15 protein-coding genes are annotated in these 14,639 nt (G+C 73.3%); 4 read left to right on the top strand and 11 right to left on the bottom strand.

Going from position 1 to position 14,639, the window contains the following annotated elements:
* Position 1: 1 nt before the first annotated feature.
* From MPE_RS13210 to MPE_RS13200, 3 genes are read left to right on the top strand one after another with little or no spacing between them, the layout of a single operon-like run.
* Entirely contained in the window at positions 2-961 is a 960-nt protein-coding gene (locus MPE_RS13210; RefSeq protein ID WP_011830205.1) for an ATP-grasp domain-containing protein, read from the top strand.
* The gene (locus tag MPE_RS13205) at positions 954-2,012 is read left to right on the top strand and encodes a hydantoinase/oxoprolinase family protein (protein WP_011830204.1); all 1,059 of its coding nucleotides are present in this window, start codon (positions 954-956) and stop codon (positions 2,010-2,012) included. The genes MPE_RS13210 and MPE_RS13205 overlap by 8 nt, the downstream gene beginning before the upstream one ends.
* Positions 2,012-2,620 carry an amino acid kinase family protein gene (locus MPE_RS13200; protein WP_011830203.1) on the top strand — a complete coding sequence of 203 codons (609 nt, stop codon included), beginning with the start codon at positions 2,012-2,014 and terminating at the stop codon, positions 2,618-2,620. The genes MPE_RS13205 and MPE_RS13200 overlap by 1 nt, the downstream gene beginning before the upstream one ends.
* A 7-nt stretch (positions 2,621-2,627) precedes the next feature.
* On the opposite strand, the gene MPE_RS13195 is transcribed toward MPE_RS13200, so the two are convergent.
* The 5 genes from MPE_RS13195 to MPE_RS13175 are packed head-to-tail and all read right to left on the bottom strand — an operon-like array spanning position 2,628 to position 7,992.
* Positions 2,628-3,311 carry a (5-formylfuran-3-yl)methyl phosphate synthase gene (locus tag MPE_RS13195; protein ID WP_011830202.1) on the bottom strand — a complete coding sequence of 228 codons (684 nt, stop codon included), beginning with the start codon at positions 3,309-3,311 and terminating at the stop codon, positions 2,628-2,630.
* On the bottom strand, positions 3,308-3,898 hold the full coding sequence (locus MPE_RS13190) for a DUF447 domain-containing protein (protein WP_011830201.1): 591 nt from the start codon (positions 3,896-3,898) through the stop codon (positions 3,308-3,310). The genes MPE_RS13195 and MPE_RS13190 overlap by 4 nt, the downstream gene beginning before the upstream one ends.
* On the bottom strand, positions 3,895-5,334 hold the full coding sequence (locus tag MPE_RS13185; protein ID WP_011830200.1) for a DUF6513 domain-containing protein: 1,440 nt from the start codon (positions 5,332-5,334) through the stop codon (positions 3,895-3,897). The genes MPE_RS13190 and MPE_RS13185 overlap by 4 nt, the downstream gene beginning before the upstream one ends.
* Complete coding sequence (locus MPE_RS13180; RefSeq protein ID WP_375136168.1) at positions 5,313-5,918, bottom strand: flavoprotein; 606 nt, start codon at positions 5,916-5,918, stop codon at positions 5,313-5,315. Before MPE_RS13180 ends, MPE_RS13185 begins: the two co-directional genes overlap by 22 nt.
* Before the next feature lie 25 nt (positions 5,919-5,943).
* Complete coding sequence (locus MPE_RS13175) at positions 5,944-7,992, bottom strand: sigma-54-dependent Fis family transcriptional regulator (protein ID WP_011830198.1); 2,049 nt, start codon at positions 7,990-7,992, stop codon at positions 5,944-5,946.
* A gap of 265 nt (positions 7,993-8,257) precedes the next feature.
* Here MPE_RS13175 and MPE_RS13170 point away from each other — a divergent pair, with 265 nt between their 5' ends.
* Positions 8,258-8,749 (top strand): dihydroneopterin aldolase, encoded by a 492-nt coding sequence (locus tag MPE_RS13170; protein WP_011830197.1) that lies wholly within the window; start codon positions 8,258-8,260, stop codon positions 8,747-8,749.
* 109 nt (positions 8,750-8,858) lie between these two features.
* Here the strand turns inward: MPE_RS13170 and fae are convergent, their stop codons facing one another.
* From fae to MPE_RS13140, 6 genes are all read right to left on the bottom strand, one after another.
* Entirely contained in the window at positions 8,859-9,368 is a 510-nt protein-coding gene (gene fae, locus MPE_RS13165; RefSeq protein WP_011830196.1) for a formaldehyde-activating enzyme, read from the bottom strand.
* Positions 9,369-9,466: 98 nt separating this feature from the next.
* Positions 9,467-10,360, bottom strand: a complete 894-nt coding sequence (locus MPE_RS13160) for a triphosphoribosyl-dephospho-CoA synthase (protein WP_011830195.1) — start codon at positions 10,358-10,360, stop codon at positions 9,467-9,469.
* Positions 10,357-11,277 carry an ATP-grasp domain-containing protein gene (locus MPE_RS13155; RefSeq protein ID WP_011830194.1) on the bottom strand — a complete coding sequence of 307 codons (921 nt, stop codon included), beginning with the start codon at positions 11,275-11,277 and terminating at the stop codon, positions 10,357-10,359. The genes MPE_RS13160 and MPE_RS13155 overlap by 4 nt, the downstream gene beginning before the upstream one ends.
* A gap of 16 nt (positions 11,278-11,293) precedes the next feature.
* Positions 11,294-12,346 carry a methenyltetrahydromethanopterin cyclohydrolase gene (gene mch / locus MPE_RS13150; RefSeq protein ID WP_011830193.1) on the bottom strand — a complete coding sequence of 351 codons (1,053 nt, stop codon included), beginning with the start codon at positions 12,344-12,346 and terminating at the stop codon, positions 11,294-11,296.
* Positions 12,347-12,395: 49 nt separating this feature from the next.
* A complete protein-coding gene (locus MPE_RS13145; RefSeq protein WP_011830192.1) occupies positions 12,396-13,556 on the bottom strand; it encodes an ATP-grasp domain-containing protein in 1,161 nt (386 codons plus the stop codon).
* A gap of 153 nt (positions 13,557-13,709) precedes the next feature.
* Complete coding sequence (locus MPE_RS13140; protein WP_011830191.1) at positions 13,710-14,612, bottom strand: NAD(P)-dependent methylenetetrahydromethanopterin dehydrogenase; 903 nt, start codon at positions 14,610-14,612, stop codon at positions 13,710-13,712.
* Positions 14,613-14,639 lie beyond the last annotated feature (27 nt).

The following is a 14,639-nucleotide window of genomic DNA, read 5'->3' as shown; positions in this document are numbered from 1 at the left end:
GATGACCCAGACCCTCTTCGTCTACGAGTATCTCAGCGGCGGCGGCCTCGACGCCGCGCCCGCGGGCGATGCCGCCGAGGCCGGGCACAGCGAGTTGCTGGACGCCGGCCTGGCCATGCGGGCCGCGCTGCTGGACGAACTGGCCGGCCCGGGCGTGCGCTACGCGTGCGGTGCCGGCGTGGCGCCGCTGCCGGACGCGCCGGGCGGCGCGCTGCGGCCGCGGCCCGGCGACACACCGCTGGGCTTCCTGCGGCGTGAGGCGGCGGTGCACGACCGCGTGTGGGTCACGGCGCCGGAGAGCGATGGCCTGCTGCTGCAGCTGGCCGAGGCGGTGGACCCCGCGCGCTGGATCGGCTGCGACCGCGCCGCGATCCGGCTGTGCAGCGGCAAGCGCGCGACGCTGGCGCATCTGGCAGCGCGCGGCCTGGCCACGCCGCTGGCCTTCGATGCCGGCGCGCGTCAGTGGGTGGTGAAACCGGGCGACGGCGCCGGCACGCAGGACACCCGGCGCCATGCGCAGCGCGCCGCGGCGCAGGCCGACCTGCAGCAGCGCCGCGCGCGCGGCGCGTCGGCCACGCTCGAGCCCTGGGTCGACGGCGAGCCGCTGAGCCTGTCGCTGCTGTGTCGCGACGGCGCGGCCGAACTGCTCAGCATCAACCGCCAGCGCATCGCCATCGCGGACGACGGCCAGTTGAGCGACGAGGGCGTGACCATCAACGCACTGGCGCTCGACGACGCGCGCGCCCCGGCGCTGGCCCGCACCGCGCAGGCGGTGGCGCGGGCGGTGCCCGGCCTGCGCGGCTTCGTCGGCATCGACCTCGTCTGGCATCCGCAGCGCGGGCCGGTGGTGATCGAGGTCAACCCGCGCCTGACCTGCGCCTTCGTGGGCCTGTCGGCCGCGCTCGGGCGTCCGCTGGCGGCCGAGATCCTGGCGCTGCACGAGGAGCCGGTCGATGCCTGAGCGTGTCGTGATCGGCTGGGACATCGGCGGCGCGCACGTCAAGGCCAGCTGGGTCGAGCGCGGCGTGCTGCGCGACGTGACGCAATGGGCCTGCCCGCTGTGGCAGGGCCTCGACCGTCTGCACGCGGTGCTGGCCGAGGCGCAGGCGCGCTGGCCGCAGGCCAGCGGTGCCGTGCACGCGATCACGATGACCGGCGAGATGGTCGACCTGTTCGAGCACCGCGAGGCCGGCGTCGTGGCGCTGGCTGCAGCGATGGGCGACGCGCTCGACGGTCCGCTGTGGTTCTACGCCGGCGAGCGCGGCTGGTGTGCGCCGGCCGACGTCGCCGCGCAGTGGCAGGCCATCGCCTCGGCCAACTGGTGGGCGACCGCCGCGCTGGCGGCGCAGGCGCTCGGCGAGGGCGTGCTGGTCGACATCGGCAGCACCACCACCGACCTGATCGCGCTGCGGGGTGGGACGGTGCGCGCGCAGGGCCGCAGCGACGCGGCCCGTCTGCAGAGCGGCGAACTGGTCTACCAGGGCGTGTCGCGCACGCCGCTGTGTGCGCTGACGCCGCGGGTGGTGTTCCGCGGCCGGGCATCGAACGTGATGAACGAGTTCTTCGCGACCACGGCCGATGTGTACCGTCTCACCGGCGAACTCGATCCGGCGCACGATCTCCATCCGGCGGCCGACGGTGGCGCCAAGGACGCCGCCGCGACCCGCCGGCGCCTGGCGCGCATGATCGGCCTCGACGCGCGCGATGCCGACGAGTCCGACTGGCTCGCCTTCGCGAACGCGTGGCGTGAACTGCAGCTCGACGAACTGCAGGGCCAGCTCGAACGCGTGCTCCTCGCAGCGCCGATCGCGGCCTCGGCGCCGCTGGTCTCCGCCGGCTGCGGCGACTTCCTGGCCGACGCGCTGGCGCGGCGCATCGGGCGGCCCTGCCGCAGCGTCGCGTCGCTGCTGCTCGGCGACCGGCCGCAGGCCGACGCGGCGCTGCAGCGGCGGGCCCAGGTGGGCGCCCCCAGCGCGGCGGTCGCGCTGCTGCGGGTGCGGGAGACGGCCTGATGTGGGTCGTCAAGCTCGGCGGCAGCCTGAACCAGGACGCGTCGCTGCCGCAGTGGCTGGACCTGCTGGCCGAGCTGGGCGGTGGCCGCGTGATCGTGGTGCCGGGTGGCGGCGCCTTCGCCGACCAGGTGCGCGACGCGCAGTCGCACTGGCAGTTCGACGACCTGGTGGCGCACAACATGGCGGTGCTCGGCATGGCGCAGACCGCGCTGATGCTGCAGGGCCTGTGCCCGACGCTGCAGGCCGCCGCCGGCGAGCAGCCGCTGCGCCGCGTGCTGAAGGGCGGTCAGACGGCGCTGTGGCTGCCGCTCGACCTGCTGCGCAGTCGGCCCGACGAACTGACCACGTGGGACACCAGCGCCGACAGCCTGGCGCTGTGGCTCGCGCAGCGGCTGCACGCCGAGCGCCTGCTGGTCGTCAAGTCCTGCGCCATCGACGGCCGGCTCACGCTGTCGCAGCTGGGCGACGCGGGCGTGCTGGACGCCGGGTTCGCGCAGCGCGCGCGCCAGGCCGCCTTTCCGATCGACCTGCTGCACAGGGGCGAGCTGACCCGCGCGCGCGCGCTGCTGCTCGACGAGTCGCTCAGCTGCCGGCCGTTCGCGGACTAGCTTTCTCTTACGCCGCCTGCGCGGCATCCTCGCACTGCAACTGCTCGCGCAGCGCCCGTACGCGCTGAACGTCGAGCGCCGCGGTGCGCGCGCCGCTGCACACCGCGCTGCGGAAGCCGGCGAAGTCGGGCGCGATGGACTGCAGGCGTGCCAGGTGCTCGAAGCGCAGCGCGCCGGCCAGGCCGCACAGCTTGCCGCTGCGCCGCACCTGCGTGACGAAGCGCTGCAGCTGCACCTCGCTGGCGATGTCGAACAGGCTGCCGCGCGCCTTGTCCTCGGTGTCGAGCATCAGCGCGGGGAAGGCCAGCGCGCCGGCGCGTGCGAGCAGCGCGCCGTCGATGCCGTGGTCGGCCACGAACACCGGCACCACCGCGTGGCCGCACATGGCCAGCGCGTCCAGCAGCGCATGCTGGCCGCGCGCGATGCCGACCTTCACGTAGTCGACACCGCAGGCGGCGGTCTCGGCCACGCGCTCCAGCACCTCGGTCGTGCCGGCGCAGTCGCCGATCGTCGCGCTGATCGGGCGCCGGCCCGGTGCATGCTGCAGCGCCGCGACGATGGCTTCGAGGGTGGCCGGCGGCAGCGCCCCCAGCGCGCCGGCGGACGGCTCCTTCAGGTCGATGAAATCCACGCCGGCGGCGGCGGCGGCCAGCGCCTCGTCGACGTCACGCACGCTCACCAGCAGCCTCATGCGCCGGCTCCGGCCTGCACCCGCTGCCGCGCCACGGCCTCGCGCAGCCAGCCCCAGGCCTCGTGTTCCTCGGGCCCGGCGGTCTTGTCGATGGCGATCTGCAGGTAGCCCATCTCGGTATCGATCTTCTCCGGCGCCAGCATGTGCAGCCGGCTCACCAGCACCGCGCCCTCGATCACCGCGGCCTGCGCGCGGTTGAAGCCGGGGAAGGGCGCATGGCTCACGTCGAGCACGCGCGCCAGCGTCAGCGTGGGGCGCTCGGCGTGGTCGTCGTCGTGCCGCAGCTCGAGCTCGCTGTGCGCCAGCGCGCTGGCGAGCCGCCGGCCGGCGATGGCCTGGGCCGGCAGCAGCGGCCACTGGCGCGGCCCCAGCCAGCGCGCGCACACGGCGCCGGCGAACACCCGCGTGTCGGTCGTCAGGTTGAGCACCGCGTGCCGCGTGCTGCGCAGGTTGTCCAGCGTCGCGCTGGGCTTGAAGGGCATCAGCACCACCTGCTCGCCGCGGTAGCGCACGCCGAAGGGCGCGACATGCGGCGTGCCATCGGCGGCCACCGTGGTGATCACGGTCTCGAAGATCTGGTCGTTCATTCCGTCGCGGGCGGCGGCTTCTTGCCGCCGTGGGTCATCGTCGTTCCGGGGGCACACCAGGCGTCCAGGTCGTCGGCGCGCCGCGGCACCGCGACGCCCCAGTCCAGCGGCTGATCCTGCACGTAGCGCTTGCCGAGCCGCCACGCGGTCTCCGCACGTGCAAGTTCCACGCCCATGTAGAACGCGTGCGCGGCGTCGTCCTCGAGGCCGAGCTGCGGCCACAGCGCGAAGGCGTCCTGCGCCAGCCGCACCCCGTCGCGGTTGTAGACGTGCAGGCCCTCGGGCGAGATCTGCACGCGGAAGTTCGGGTCGCGCACCTGGGCCGCGGTCGCGGCGATCTCGGCCGGCGTGTCGGGAAACGGGTGCCGCGCGTGCGTGGTCATCAGCCCGTCGCTCATGCCCTTGGGCAGCGTGTTGTGGCGCGTCGCGGCGTGCATGATGCGGCGCGCCAGGTCGGCCTCGGCCACCGCGCGGCGCGCATGCTGGCTCACCTGCGTGGTCAGCACCGCGGCCACGTCGAGCTCGGCGCACAGGCCGAACAGCAGCGCGTTGATGCCGCTGGTGTCGGCCTCGGTCAGCTCGGTGACGTTGCCCACGCCCATCATGATCGGCGCCTCGGGGTAGCGCTGGCGCAGCGCGTGGTAGCGCACGATCGACGCCGTGAAGCCGAACGGGATCGGGTCGAGGATGGGGTCGGCCAGGTAGGCCTTGCCGCGCCGCTCCATCGTCTCGATCGCCTCGTGCAGCGTGGCCATGTCGGCCTGGTCGCTGGCGATCAGCACCGGCACCGAGGCCACCTCGTCGGCGATCCACAGCGTCTCGAGCTTCAGGCTCAGCAGGTAGTCGGCGCCGGCACGGCCGCCGCGCAGCAGCTCGTCGGCGCTCATCGAATCGACGCTGACGTTCCAGCCCTCGGCCTTCAGCGCCTTCACGCTGTCTTCCAGGTGATCGAAGGGCGTGGCCGGCAGGCAGCCGAGGTCGATCACGTCGGCGCCATCGGCCACCAGCGCGCGGGCGCGCTCCACGATCGCGGCCACCGTGAGCCGCGGTGCGTCGACGATCTCCGCGAAGATCGCCACCTGGTGCTCGCTCAGGTCGATGGGCTTCGCGGCGCGGTTGAAGAAGCGCGGCAGGTCCTTCAGCTCCTCCGGTCCGCGCTGCACCGGCACGCCGTAGTGCGCGCCGAGCGCGTCCACGTCGCCGCGGCAGCGGCCCGGCACGAGGAGGCGGTCCACGCGGCGCGGCCGGCCCTCGGCGTCCACGCTGGTCAGCGGCGCCGCGACGCGGCGGCGGACCATGTCGGTCGTCATCAGCGCCGCCACCTGCAGGCCGATCTCGCGCACCTCGTAGGTAAAGGCCGGTGGCTCGATGCCGGCGAGCACGCGCTCCAGGCTGGGCTGCGCCAGCCGGCCGGTCAGGAAGACGATGTGTTCCATGCGAGCTTCAGCGCCTTCAGCCGTGCGTCGAGCGCGGCCTCCAGCTCGGCCGGCGAGCTGAGCACCTGGCAGTGATCGATCCGCTTGAGCCGTTCCACGTTCTCCAGCTCGATGCCGCGCGGGCGCAGCGTGAGCCACTCGGTGGCATGGCTGCGCGGCGCCTTCGTGATGACCACCGGCTCGGTGTCGCAGGCGAACACCAGGCTGGGCACGCCCAGCTTGCCGGCCTGCGCGAACATGTTGGTCGGCAGCGTGTCCGACAACCCGAACGCGCACTTGGCCACCGTGTTGCTGGTGGCCGGCGCGATGACCACGGTGTGGTACGCCTCTGCGTACAGCCGCCCGACCGGCACCGAGCTCGCGCTCTTGTCGCGGAACACGCGATAGCGCTCGCGCAGCAGCTCGAGGCGCATGCCGTACAGCGGCAGCACCTCGTCGGCGGCGCCCGACAGGAACAGGTCCACGTTGGGCAGCCGTGCCGCCAGCGCCATGGACTCCTCGAGGTAGTGACCCGAGCCGGTCACGCACCACGCGAAGCGTGAGCCGGGCGGGTCGTCGGTGGCCGGCGCGTGGTCGTCGCCCAGCGCCGCGGCCCAGCGCTTCGCCGCCTCACCCTGCAGCGGCGGGTCCGCTGCCGGGGTGGGAGAGGGCGATGTGCAGCTTGTGGAGCTTGCGGTAGAGGGTGTTGCGGCTGACATCGAGCGCCTTGGCGACATTGCTCACGTTCCAACGGTGGTCTTCCAGCAGCTGCAGCAGCACCTCGCGCTCCTTGGCCTGGATCGGGTTCATCGGCGGCAACGCTGGAGCGTCATTGTCGACGCTCGTCGACGCGGCGGGCGCCGGCAGGGTCAAGGGCGCACCGGCGCGGACGGTGGCTGCGCGCAGCGAGGCGAGGTGCGGCAGGTCGATCAGGCCGTCGTCGTCCGCCAGCGCGAGCGCGGTGCGCAGCGCGTGGCGCAGCTGCCGCACGTTGCCGGGCCACGGGTGCTGCTCCAGCAGGGTCTGTGCCTCGGGCGTCAGCGAGGCCAGGCCGCCGGACTCCAGCGCCAGCAGCTCGGCGATCAGCGCGCGCCGGTCGCTGCGCTCGCGCAGCGCGGGCAGGCTGACCTCGAAGCCGCACAAGCGGTAGTACAAGTCCTCGCGGAAGCGGCCTTCCTCCACCATCTGCGCCAGCGGCCGGTGGCTGGCGCTGACCAGCTGGAAGTCCACGTCGACGGTTTCCTCGGCGCCGAGCGGCGTGACCTTGCGCTCGTCGAGCACGCGCAGCAGGCGGGCCTGCAGCGCCAGCGGCATGTCGCCGATCTCGTCGAGGAACAGCGTGCCGCGGTCGGCCTCCAGCACCTTGCCGCGCCGGCCGCTGCGCTGCGCACCGGTGAAGGCGCCGGCGCGGTAGCCGAACAGCTCGGCCTCGATCAGGCTCTCGGGCAGGCTGGCGCAATTGACCGCGACGAAGCTGCCGGCGTGCTTGGGGCTGGCCGCATGCAGCGCGCGCGCGAACACCTCCTTGCCGGCGCCGGTCTCGCCGTGCAGCAGCACCGGGATGTCGCGCGCGATCGCGCGGCGTGCCTGGTCGAGCTGGCCGCTCAGCCGCGGGTCGCCGAAGGCTGGCGCGGCGCGCGGTGGCAGTGCGGCATCGCGCCGCGGCTCCATGCGCGGCACCAGCGCGCGGGCGCGCGTGCCGGTGCTCGGGCCGGTCAGGGCCACCGGCAGCTCGTGCGCCCCGGTCTCCGACACCGGCGGGCGCGCCACCACGAAGAAGCGGCTCGCGCCCTGCGCGCCGAAGCTGACCACCGGATGGAAGGCGCTGCGCCGGCAGCGTTCCACCAGCTCGGCCAGCCGGGTGTGGAGCAGGTCTTCCAGCCGGCGCTCGCGCAGCTCCGCCACCGAGTGCAGGCCGAGCTGGAACAGCGCACTGCGGTTGCCGGCGAGGATGCGGCCGTCGGCCTCGAGCGCCAGCTTGCCCTCGTGCAGCGTGTAGACGAACTCGGGCCGGCTGTGGAAATGCAGCAGGTGGGCCTCGGGGTGGCGCAGCTCGAGCAGGCGGTTCTCGATCATCTGCGCGGTCATGCCCAGCAGCACCAGCGAGTGCTGCTGCAGTAGGCTCGAGCGGCTGGTCACGTCGAGCACCGCAGTCATCTGGCCCTGCGGGTCGAACACCGGCACCGCCGAGCAGGTGAGCGAGGTGAGGCGGGTGAAGAAGTGGTCCTCGCGCCGCACCGCCACCGGGCTGGCCGCGACCAGGCAGGTGCCCATGCCGTTGGTGCCGGCCTCGGCCTCGCTCCACACCGCACCGACGTGGAAGCCCAGCGGCGTCACGTCCTCGGCGAAGGCCGGTGAGGACACCATGTGCAGGATCACGCCGTCGGTGTCGGTCAGCACCACGGCCGACTCGGTGTCGGCCAGCTGCTGGTAGAGTGTGGCCATCTCGTGGCGGGCGCAGTCGATCACGTCGGCCAGCCGCTCCTGGCGCTGCGCGAGCTGGGCCGCCGGGACCACCGACGGGCGGTGCGGCCGGTCCGGGTGCAGGCGGTGCTGTTCGAGGCAGCGCGTCCAGGAGCGCGCCATCTCGTCGTCGTCGGTGGCCCGTGCCCCCTGGCGCACGGTGTCGAGAATGCGGTGTGCGTGTTCGCCTGCCTCGCGCAGCGATACGATGCCCATGCTGTCTCTCCTTCGTGTTGTGGCCGAACGCGCGAGGCGCTGGCACAGGGCCAGCGATCCGGGCGCCGGGCCGGTTGCCGCCGGCCAGGGTCCCAGGGACCGTTCAGCTTGTCCCTCACAGGGTCATTGCGTACCGATTCTGGCGCGTCCGGTTGGGCCCTCGTAGGGGGTGGAAGCCCGGGGAGCGGCGGTGGAGTGTTCCAAAATCTGGCATGGTCCGGGACTTGCACCGGCCCGTGATGGTATTTCAGCCCAGGAGTCGCCCTTGATCGCCGCCCCCCGCCCGCAGTTGCAGTTCACCGCCACCGACGCCGGCCGCGACGCCGAGCCGCTGGACCTGATCTTCATCGAAGGATTCACCGGCCAGACGGTGATCGGCATCCACGATTCCGAGCTGCACCGCCCGCAGACCATCCGCATCGACGTGACGGCCGGCCTGCCGCGGCCGCGCGCCTGCGACAGCGACCACATCGCCGACACCATCGACTACGGCGTCGTGCGCGAGCGGCTGCAGCGCCTGCTCAAGGAGCACAAGCTCACGCTGCTGGAGTCGTTCGCCGAGACCGTGGCCGACATCCTGCTCCACGAGTTCGGCGCGCACTGGGTGCGCGTGGTGGTGGTCAAGCCGAAGAAGTTCGACGACGTGGAAGCGGTGGGCGTGGCGATCGAGCGCCGCCGTGCCGCCGACCCGGCCAGCGGCCGGGCCGCGCCGGTGCTGTCGCTGATCGGCGCGGGCATGGTGCCGGGCGGCGCCTGAGGGTCCGTACCCGACAGCCGAAAAAAAGCCGACCGGGCAACCGGTCGGCTTTTCTCATGCAGTGACCGCAGGGTGGCGCGCTACGGCACGCCGACCTGCGGCCCACGCATCACTTGGCCGCGAACGGGTGAGCGGCGCTGCCCTTCTTGGAGACCACTTCGCGAGCGGTCGGCGAACCCGACACCGCGCGCTTGATCGACTCCTTGACGGCCTGGTAGTTGTAGTCCTGGATCTTCTTGTCGTCTTCGGCCAGCCAGTGGATGAAGACACCGACGCTGATGAACAGGTTGTCGGCTTCGTCGGCGGGGATGGTGCCGTCTTCCACGCAATCGGCGACGGCCATGGCCACGCCGCGCTGGGCCGGGCCGAACATCTGCACGGCCTGCTTCGCGCCCTTGATCGTGACCTTGTTGAACATCACAGTCGCCGGCTTCACGAGCAGGTTGGGGGCCACGACGGCGAGCAGGGACGTGAAGCCGTCCTTGTTGTTCGTCAGGCTGTTGGCGAAGGCCGTTTCGGCGGCGCTGCCACGCGGCCCGATCAGCAGGTCGATGTGAGCCACTTCGTTGCCATCACCGACGAGCGATTCGCCGACCATCATCCGGTCAATCTTTGCCATGTTGAGTCTCCGTGAGCAAGTTCTGCAGAAGTGAATGTGAAGAGCACTGGGCATTGCCAGTACGTCGTGAACTTACACGTTCCATGCCAGCGCCGCAATCATGGGAAAGTCGAGAGGTCGGCCACGCCGAGTGCGCCAGCAATGAACAGTGTGGTCACCGTCAGGTCCGCGCTCGTGCCGGGATTGAGCCCGCGGGCCTTGAGATCCTCGTCCCAGGCCGCGAAGGCCGGATCGTCGCCGACCCGCTCGCCGCCTTCGGCCCGCCGCAGCCACGGCGCCGCCTCGTCGGTGACAGCCTGTGCCACGTCGGCGCCGAACTTTCGAACAATGTGTGAATCGGGCCAGCGGCCCAGGCAGGCGAGGAACAGCGCCTGCACCGCGGCGGCATCGAGCCGCGGTGAGGCCGCGGCGGGGCGACGCAGCGCCGCGAGGCCGGTGTCGAACAGGTCGGCATAGTCGCTCGCGTACTGGCGCGCGATGCGGTCGCGATCGGCGGCGAGCCGCATGGCCTCGCGCAGGCCCACGGTGGGCCCGGCCGCCACGTCCTGCGCCTCGGCGCGGCCGAGGCCGCCCGGGTTCGCCGCCGCGATGGCGCGGTAGGCGGCGCGCGTGTCCTCCACGTCCAGTGCGGCCAGCACGTCCGCCAGGGCCGCACGCAGCGCCGCGGGACGCGCATCGTCGCCGAGCGCGTTCCACGATCCGGCACAACGCTCGAGCGCGGCGGCCAGCGGCGCGCACAGCAGCACGATGCCCAGGTTGGTGTTGCAGCCCGCCACGGCCAGCGTCGCTGCCATCGCCGCCTCGATGCGCGCGCCGACCCGCGCGCCCGGTGCGAACAGCGCGGGCGCGGCCGCCGCGGCGCTGTCGAGGAACTGGCGCGCCTGCATGCCGTGGCCGGCCGAGGCGAGGCTCACGTTGCCGGGCTTGCGCACCGCCACGTCGAGCCGGCAGGCCTGCAGGAAGACGGTGTGCGGCGGCGCGGCGGGGCTCATGCGCGGCGTGCGCCGCCGGTCGCGGCGCGCGCGGCGGCGAGCTTGCGGTCGAGCAGGTCGTCGACCAGCGCCCGCGCGATCGGGAAGGGCGTGACACGCTGCAGCCCCTGCCACGCGGCCACGCCGTTCACCTCCAGCACCAGCGGGCCGTCGGCGCCGGGCAGCAGGTCGATGCCGGCGTAGTCCATCTGCAGCGCCGCGGCGGCGCGTTCGGCCAGCGTGGCGAGTTCGGGCGTCAGCGCGGCCGGCTCGACCTTCGCGCCCTGCTTGAGGTTGTGGATCCAGTGCGCGCTGCAGCGCCGCATCGCCGCGATCGCGCGACCGCCGACCACCAGCACCCGCCAGTCGAAGCCGGGCGACTCGACGTAGCGCTGCAGGTAGGCGAGCCCCCCATAGGCCTTCAGCGACGGCAGCGGCACGTGGGCGCCGTCCACGCAGCCCACACGCCGCAGCCCCTTGCCCTGCGAGCCGAACAGCGGCTTGAGCACCAACGCGCGGCCGGCCGCGCTCTCGCGCGTGACGAGGCGCTGCGCCTGGGCCGGCGACTCCATCGCCCAGGTCGGCGGCATCGGGATGCCGGCCGCGTGCAGCAGCAGGCTGGTCATCGACTTGTCCACGCTGCGCTCGATGGCGCGCGCGTCGTTGTAGACCGGCACGCCCAGCTCGCGCAGCGCGTGCAGCACGCCCAGCCGCACCGTCACCTGCTCGAAGCTGCCGCCGGCGATGCCGCGCACCAGCGCCGCGTCGGGCAGCTCACGGCCGTAGCCGGGGATCACCAGGCCGTGCCAGGACGCCGCGGTGTCGATGCGGCAGTCGGCCAGGTCGACGCAGCGGCCCTCGGCACCGCGCGCCCGCAACGCCTGCTGGATCTGGCGCGTGTGCCAGCCCGTTTCGTCCGTGAAGATGGCAACACGCATCGCAGGAGCGGGAGGCTCAGGCCGCGTCGAGCCACTGCCCGCGCAGCAGGTCCAGGTTCAGGCGCCCCGCATGCCAGGTCTTGCCCGACTCCAGGCTCGACACCCACACCTCGGCCGGTGCGAACAGCGCGCCGTCGATCTTGTAGAAATCGTACTCGGCCGCCTTGAAGATGTCCGCGAAGCCGCGCCCGTAGTCGCGCGAGTTCAGCGACGGCAGCTCCTTGGCCAGCAGGCGCGCCGCGTCGTCGCCGCCGCGCACCGTGAGCTGCACGCGGCCGCCGTAGAGGATGGCGTCGTTGGTGCGGCCCATCGCGTCCAGGCCGTCGGCGCCGGGCGAGGGCAGCGGCGCGCTTGCCACACCGTCGACGATGTGCTCGAGCGGGAAATGCAGCTCGTGCGCCTTGTGCAGCGCCACCTCGAGCACGCGCGCCACCACCTGCGTCGTGCCGGCCAGGCTGCGCGTGGGCGTGAGGATCAGCGTCAGCTGCTCGGGGCGCAGGCCGCAGTCGCGCAGCACCTTCTCCACCACCACCGGCGGCGGCGCGCGGTCCACCTCGAGCACCAGCACGCCGCTGCGCTCGGCCGCGGCGATCGGGTCGCGGTAGCCCAGCTCCTTGAACAGCTCCTCCTTGCCGGCCAGCGCGCGCGCCGGGCCGGAGCCGAGCGAGAAGAACTTCTTGCCGCCCGCCTCTTCCTTGCTGGCCGACAGGCTCCAGCCGGCGTACTGGCTCGCCAGGCAGGCCAGCACCGGCTGGCTGCTGCTGACCTCCAGCCAGGTCGGCCAGCCGCTGCTGGCGTCGCCATAACCCTGCGCGGCCAGCTGCACGCGGCCCAGGCCGCCCATGCAGATCTCGCCGACCAGCACGCCCGCGGCCACGCTGCCCGGCGCGGCGATGCCGGCGTCGACGATGCGCACGCCGCTCGCGTCCTGGCCGACCTGCACGCGCAGCTCGTCGGCCTGGTCGAGCAGGCGCTGCAGCAGCGGGCGCACGGCCGCGTTGACGCTGAGGGGGCTGTCGGCGAAGGGCGGGGTCGTTGCGGAGTCGGTCGTGGACGGGGTGCTGCTCATGGCGTGGTCTCTCTCGGGGTCGGTCGTCGTGGTGATGTCTCGGCCGGGCTCAAGTCTGCGCCAGTGACGCGCGCAGCGCAGCTCGCTTCTCGGCCAGGCGCTCGCGCACCTCGGCCACGCGGGTCCCCTGGGCGTCCACGCTGCACAGCGGGTCGCCCGGCGCGTGGCGGCTGCCGGCGGCGGGCAGGTCGTGGCAGTCGTCGCGGGACGCCAGGGCTTCGGCCTGGGCCGCCGTCAGCTGCACCGCGCGGCGCGCGAACACGATCTCGCTGCCGCGCAGCGTGCCCGGTGCCGGCGCCGCGGTCTCGGCGGAGGGCAGCGTGCCCTGCAGGCAGGCGCCGACATGGGCCCGCATCCACGCCAGGTGGTCGCCGTACAGCACCGCGCTGGCCGACGGCCGCGGGTTGATCTCCAGCAGCGACCAGTGGTCGCCGTCGAGCAGGAAGTCCAGGCTGCACAGCCCGCGCAGGCCGAAGGCGGCGACCAGCGTGTGCAGCGTGGTGTCCAGCCCCACGGCCAGCGCCGCCGGCAACGCCACCGGCCCGATGGCGCCGCGGTAGACATGCGGATGGTGCGCACCGAGCGGCCGGACGATCAACTCGCTGATGCCGAGCACGCGCGCCTCGCGGCCGTTGGCGAGGAACAGCGCCGACATCGGCGTGCCGGGCGCCTCGCGCTGGTAATAGGGCTGCTGTTCGGGATCGGCCGGGTGCGGGTCGTCGGCCGGCCGGATGTGCCAGCCGCCGGTCCCGCGCGCCTCCTTGCGCAGCCAGCCCGACGGCGGATCGGGAGCGTCGAACTGCACCTCGGGATGCGGCAGGCCCAGCCAGTCGAGCATGCCGAAGAAGCCGGCCGGGTCGCGCACGCGCAGCACCGTCTCGGCCGGCGTGCCGATCAGCGGCAGCGCCTGCGCACCGCGGCCCAGCAGCTCGGGCTGACCCTCGAAGCCGCTGCCCGCGACCCAGCCCAGCACCTGCGGATCGGCGGCCGCCGCGCGCAAGGCCGCGAGCGTGCGCTGCGGGTCGATCCCGAGTTGTGCGCCGTCGCGCCCGATCGACGCCCACTGCCGTGCGGCGCGCCGTGTGTCCACGTCGCCGAAGACATCGAGCGCGATCACGTCGTAACCGTCACGCGCCGCCGCCTCCGCCATCCACCGCGCGGACAGCCCCGCGACCACCAGCGTCGCGCGGCCCGTCGAAGCAGCAGACATCTCAGGACCCCACGCGCCGATCGTGCACCCGGCCGCAGCTCTGGCGCGCAGACGCCGTGGATCCGGCTCTGCCGGTCCACCAGCGTCGCCCCCTCGAGCGGGAGGCGCCGCAGGCGCTTCGGGGATGGGTCATTCCTGCGCTTCGGAGGTGGGTCACGTCTCGGCGAGCACTTCGCGCGCCACCGCCAGCGCCTCGGGGAAGCTCAGGTAGACCGGCTTCTCCGCCCCGCGCATGCGCACCAGCAGGCGGTGCTGCACCTGGTACTTCACGTTGCCGATCGCCAGCGCGCCGATGCCCACCGCGCGGCTGCCGGGCAGCAGCTTGCCGCTGTCCATCACGCCCACGCCGGCGATGCCCTCCGGCGGCACCGCGTTCACGTCGGCCGCCACCAGCAGCCGCGTGGCCACCGCGCGGTCGGCCTCGCTGATCACCTGCACGCCGGCCGCCGCGGTGCCCAGCACCACGTCGGCGTCGGCGATCGACGCGCGGATGGCGTCCACGCCCTTGCCCGACACGCCGCTCATCGCGCTGCCGAAGCGCACGTTGGTCTCGTCGGCGGCGCGCTGCGCCGCTTCCACGCCGCCGCGGCTGGACAGCCGCACGTCGGCGCCGAGCTGCTGCGCCAGCACGCCGGCGATGCGGCCCACGGTGCCGCCACCGCCGAGGATGACCACGCGCTTGCCGGCGAGGTCGGTGCCATGCACCTTGCGCAGCTGGCCTTCGACGCAGGCCACCAGCGCCGCGGCGGTGGTGTACGAACCGCTCGGGTCGGCCATCACCGACACCACGAAGGGCTTGACCATCGCCTTGCGCGCGGCGTCCAGCATGTCGGCGGCCAGCAGCACGTCGCGCCCGCCGATGAAGAGGCCGGTGCGCGCCACGCCCTTGGGGCCGCGCGAGAAGATCGCGTCCTGCGTCAGGCCGGTCACGCCGTCGAGCGTCACCTCGCTGTAGGTCGGCAGCAGCTGGTAGCCGGCGTCGGCAGCCATGTTGATGTCGAACGGGCTCATCTGCTTGCCCGGCGTGATCATGTGGAGGATGTAGGGGCGGTCCATCGCAGTCGCTTTCAGGTCGTCTTCGTC

This window comes from Methylibium petroleiphilum PM1 (assembly GCF_000015725.1).
GTDB lineage: Bacteria > Pseudomonadota > Gammaproteobacteria > Burkholderiales > Burkholderiaceae_C > Methylibium > Methylibium petroleiphilum.
Note: the sequence above shows the minus strand (reverse complement) of the source record. Positions and strands in the feature narration are given on the sequence as shown.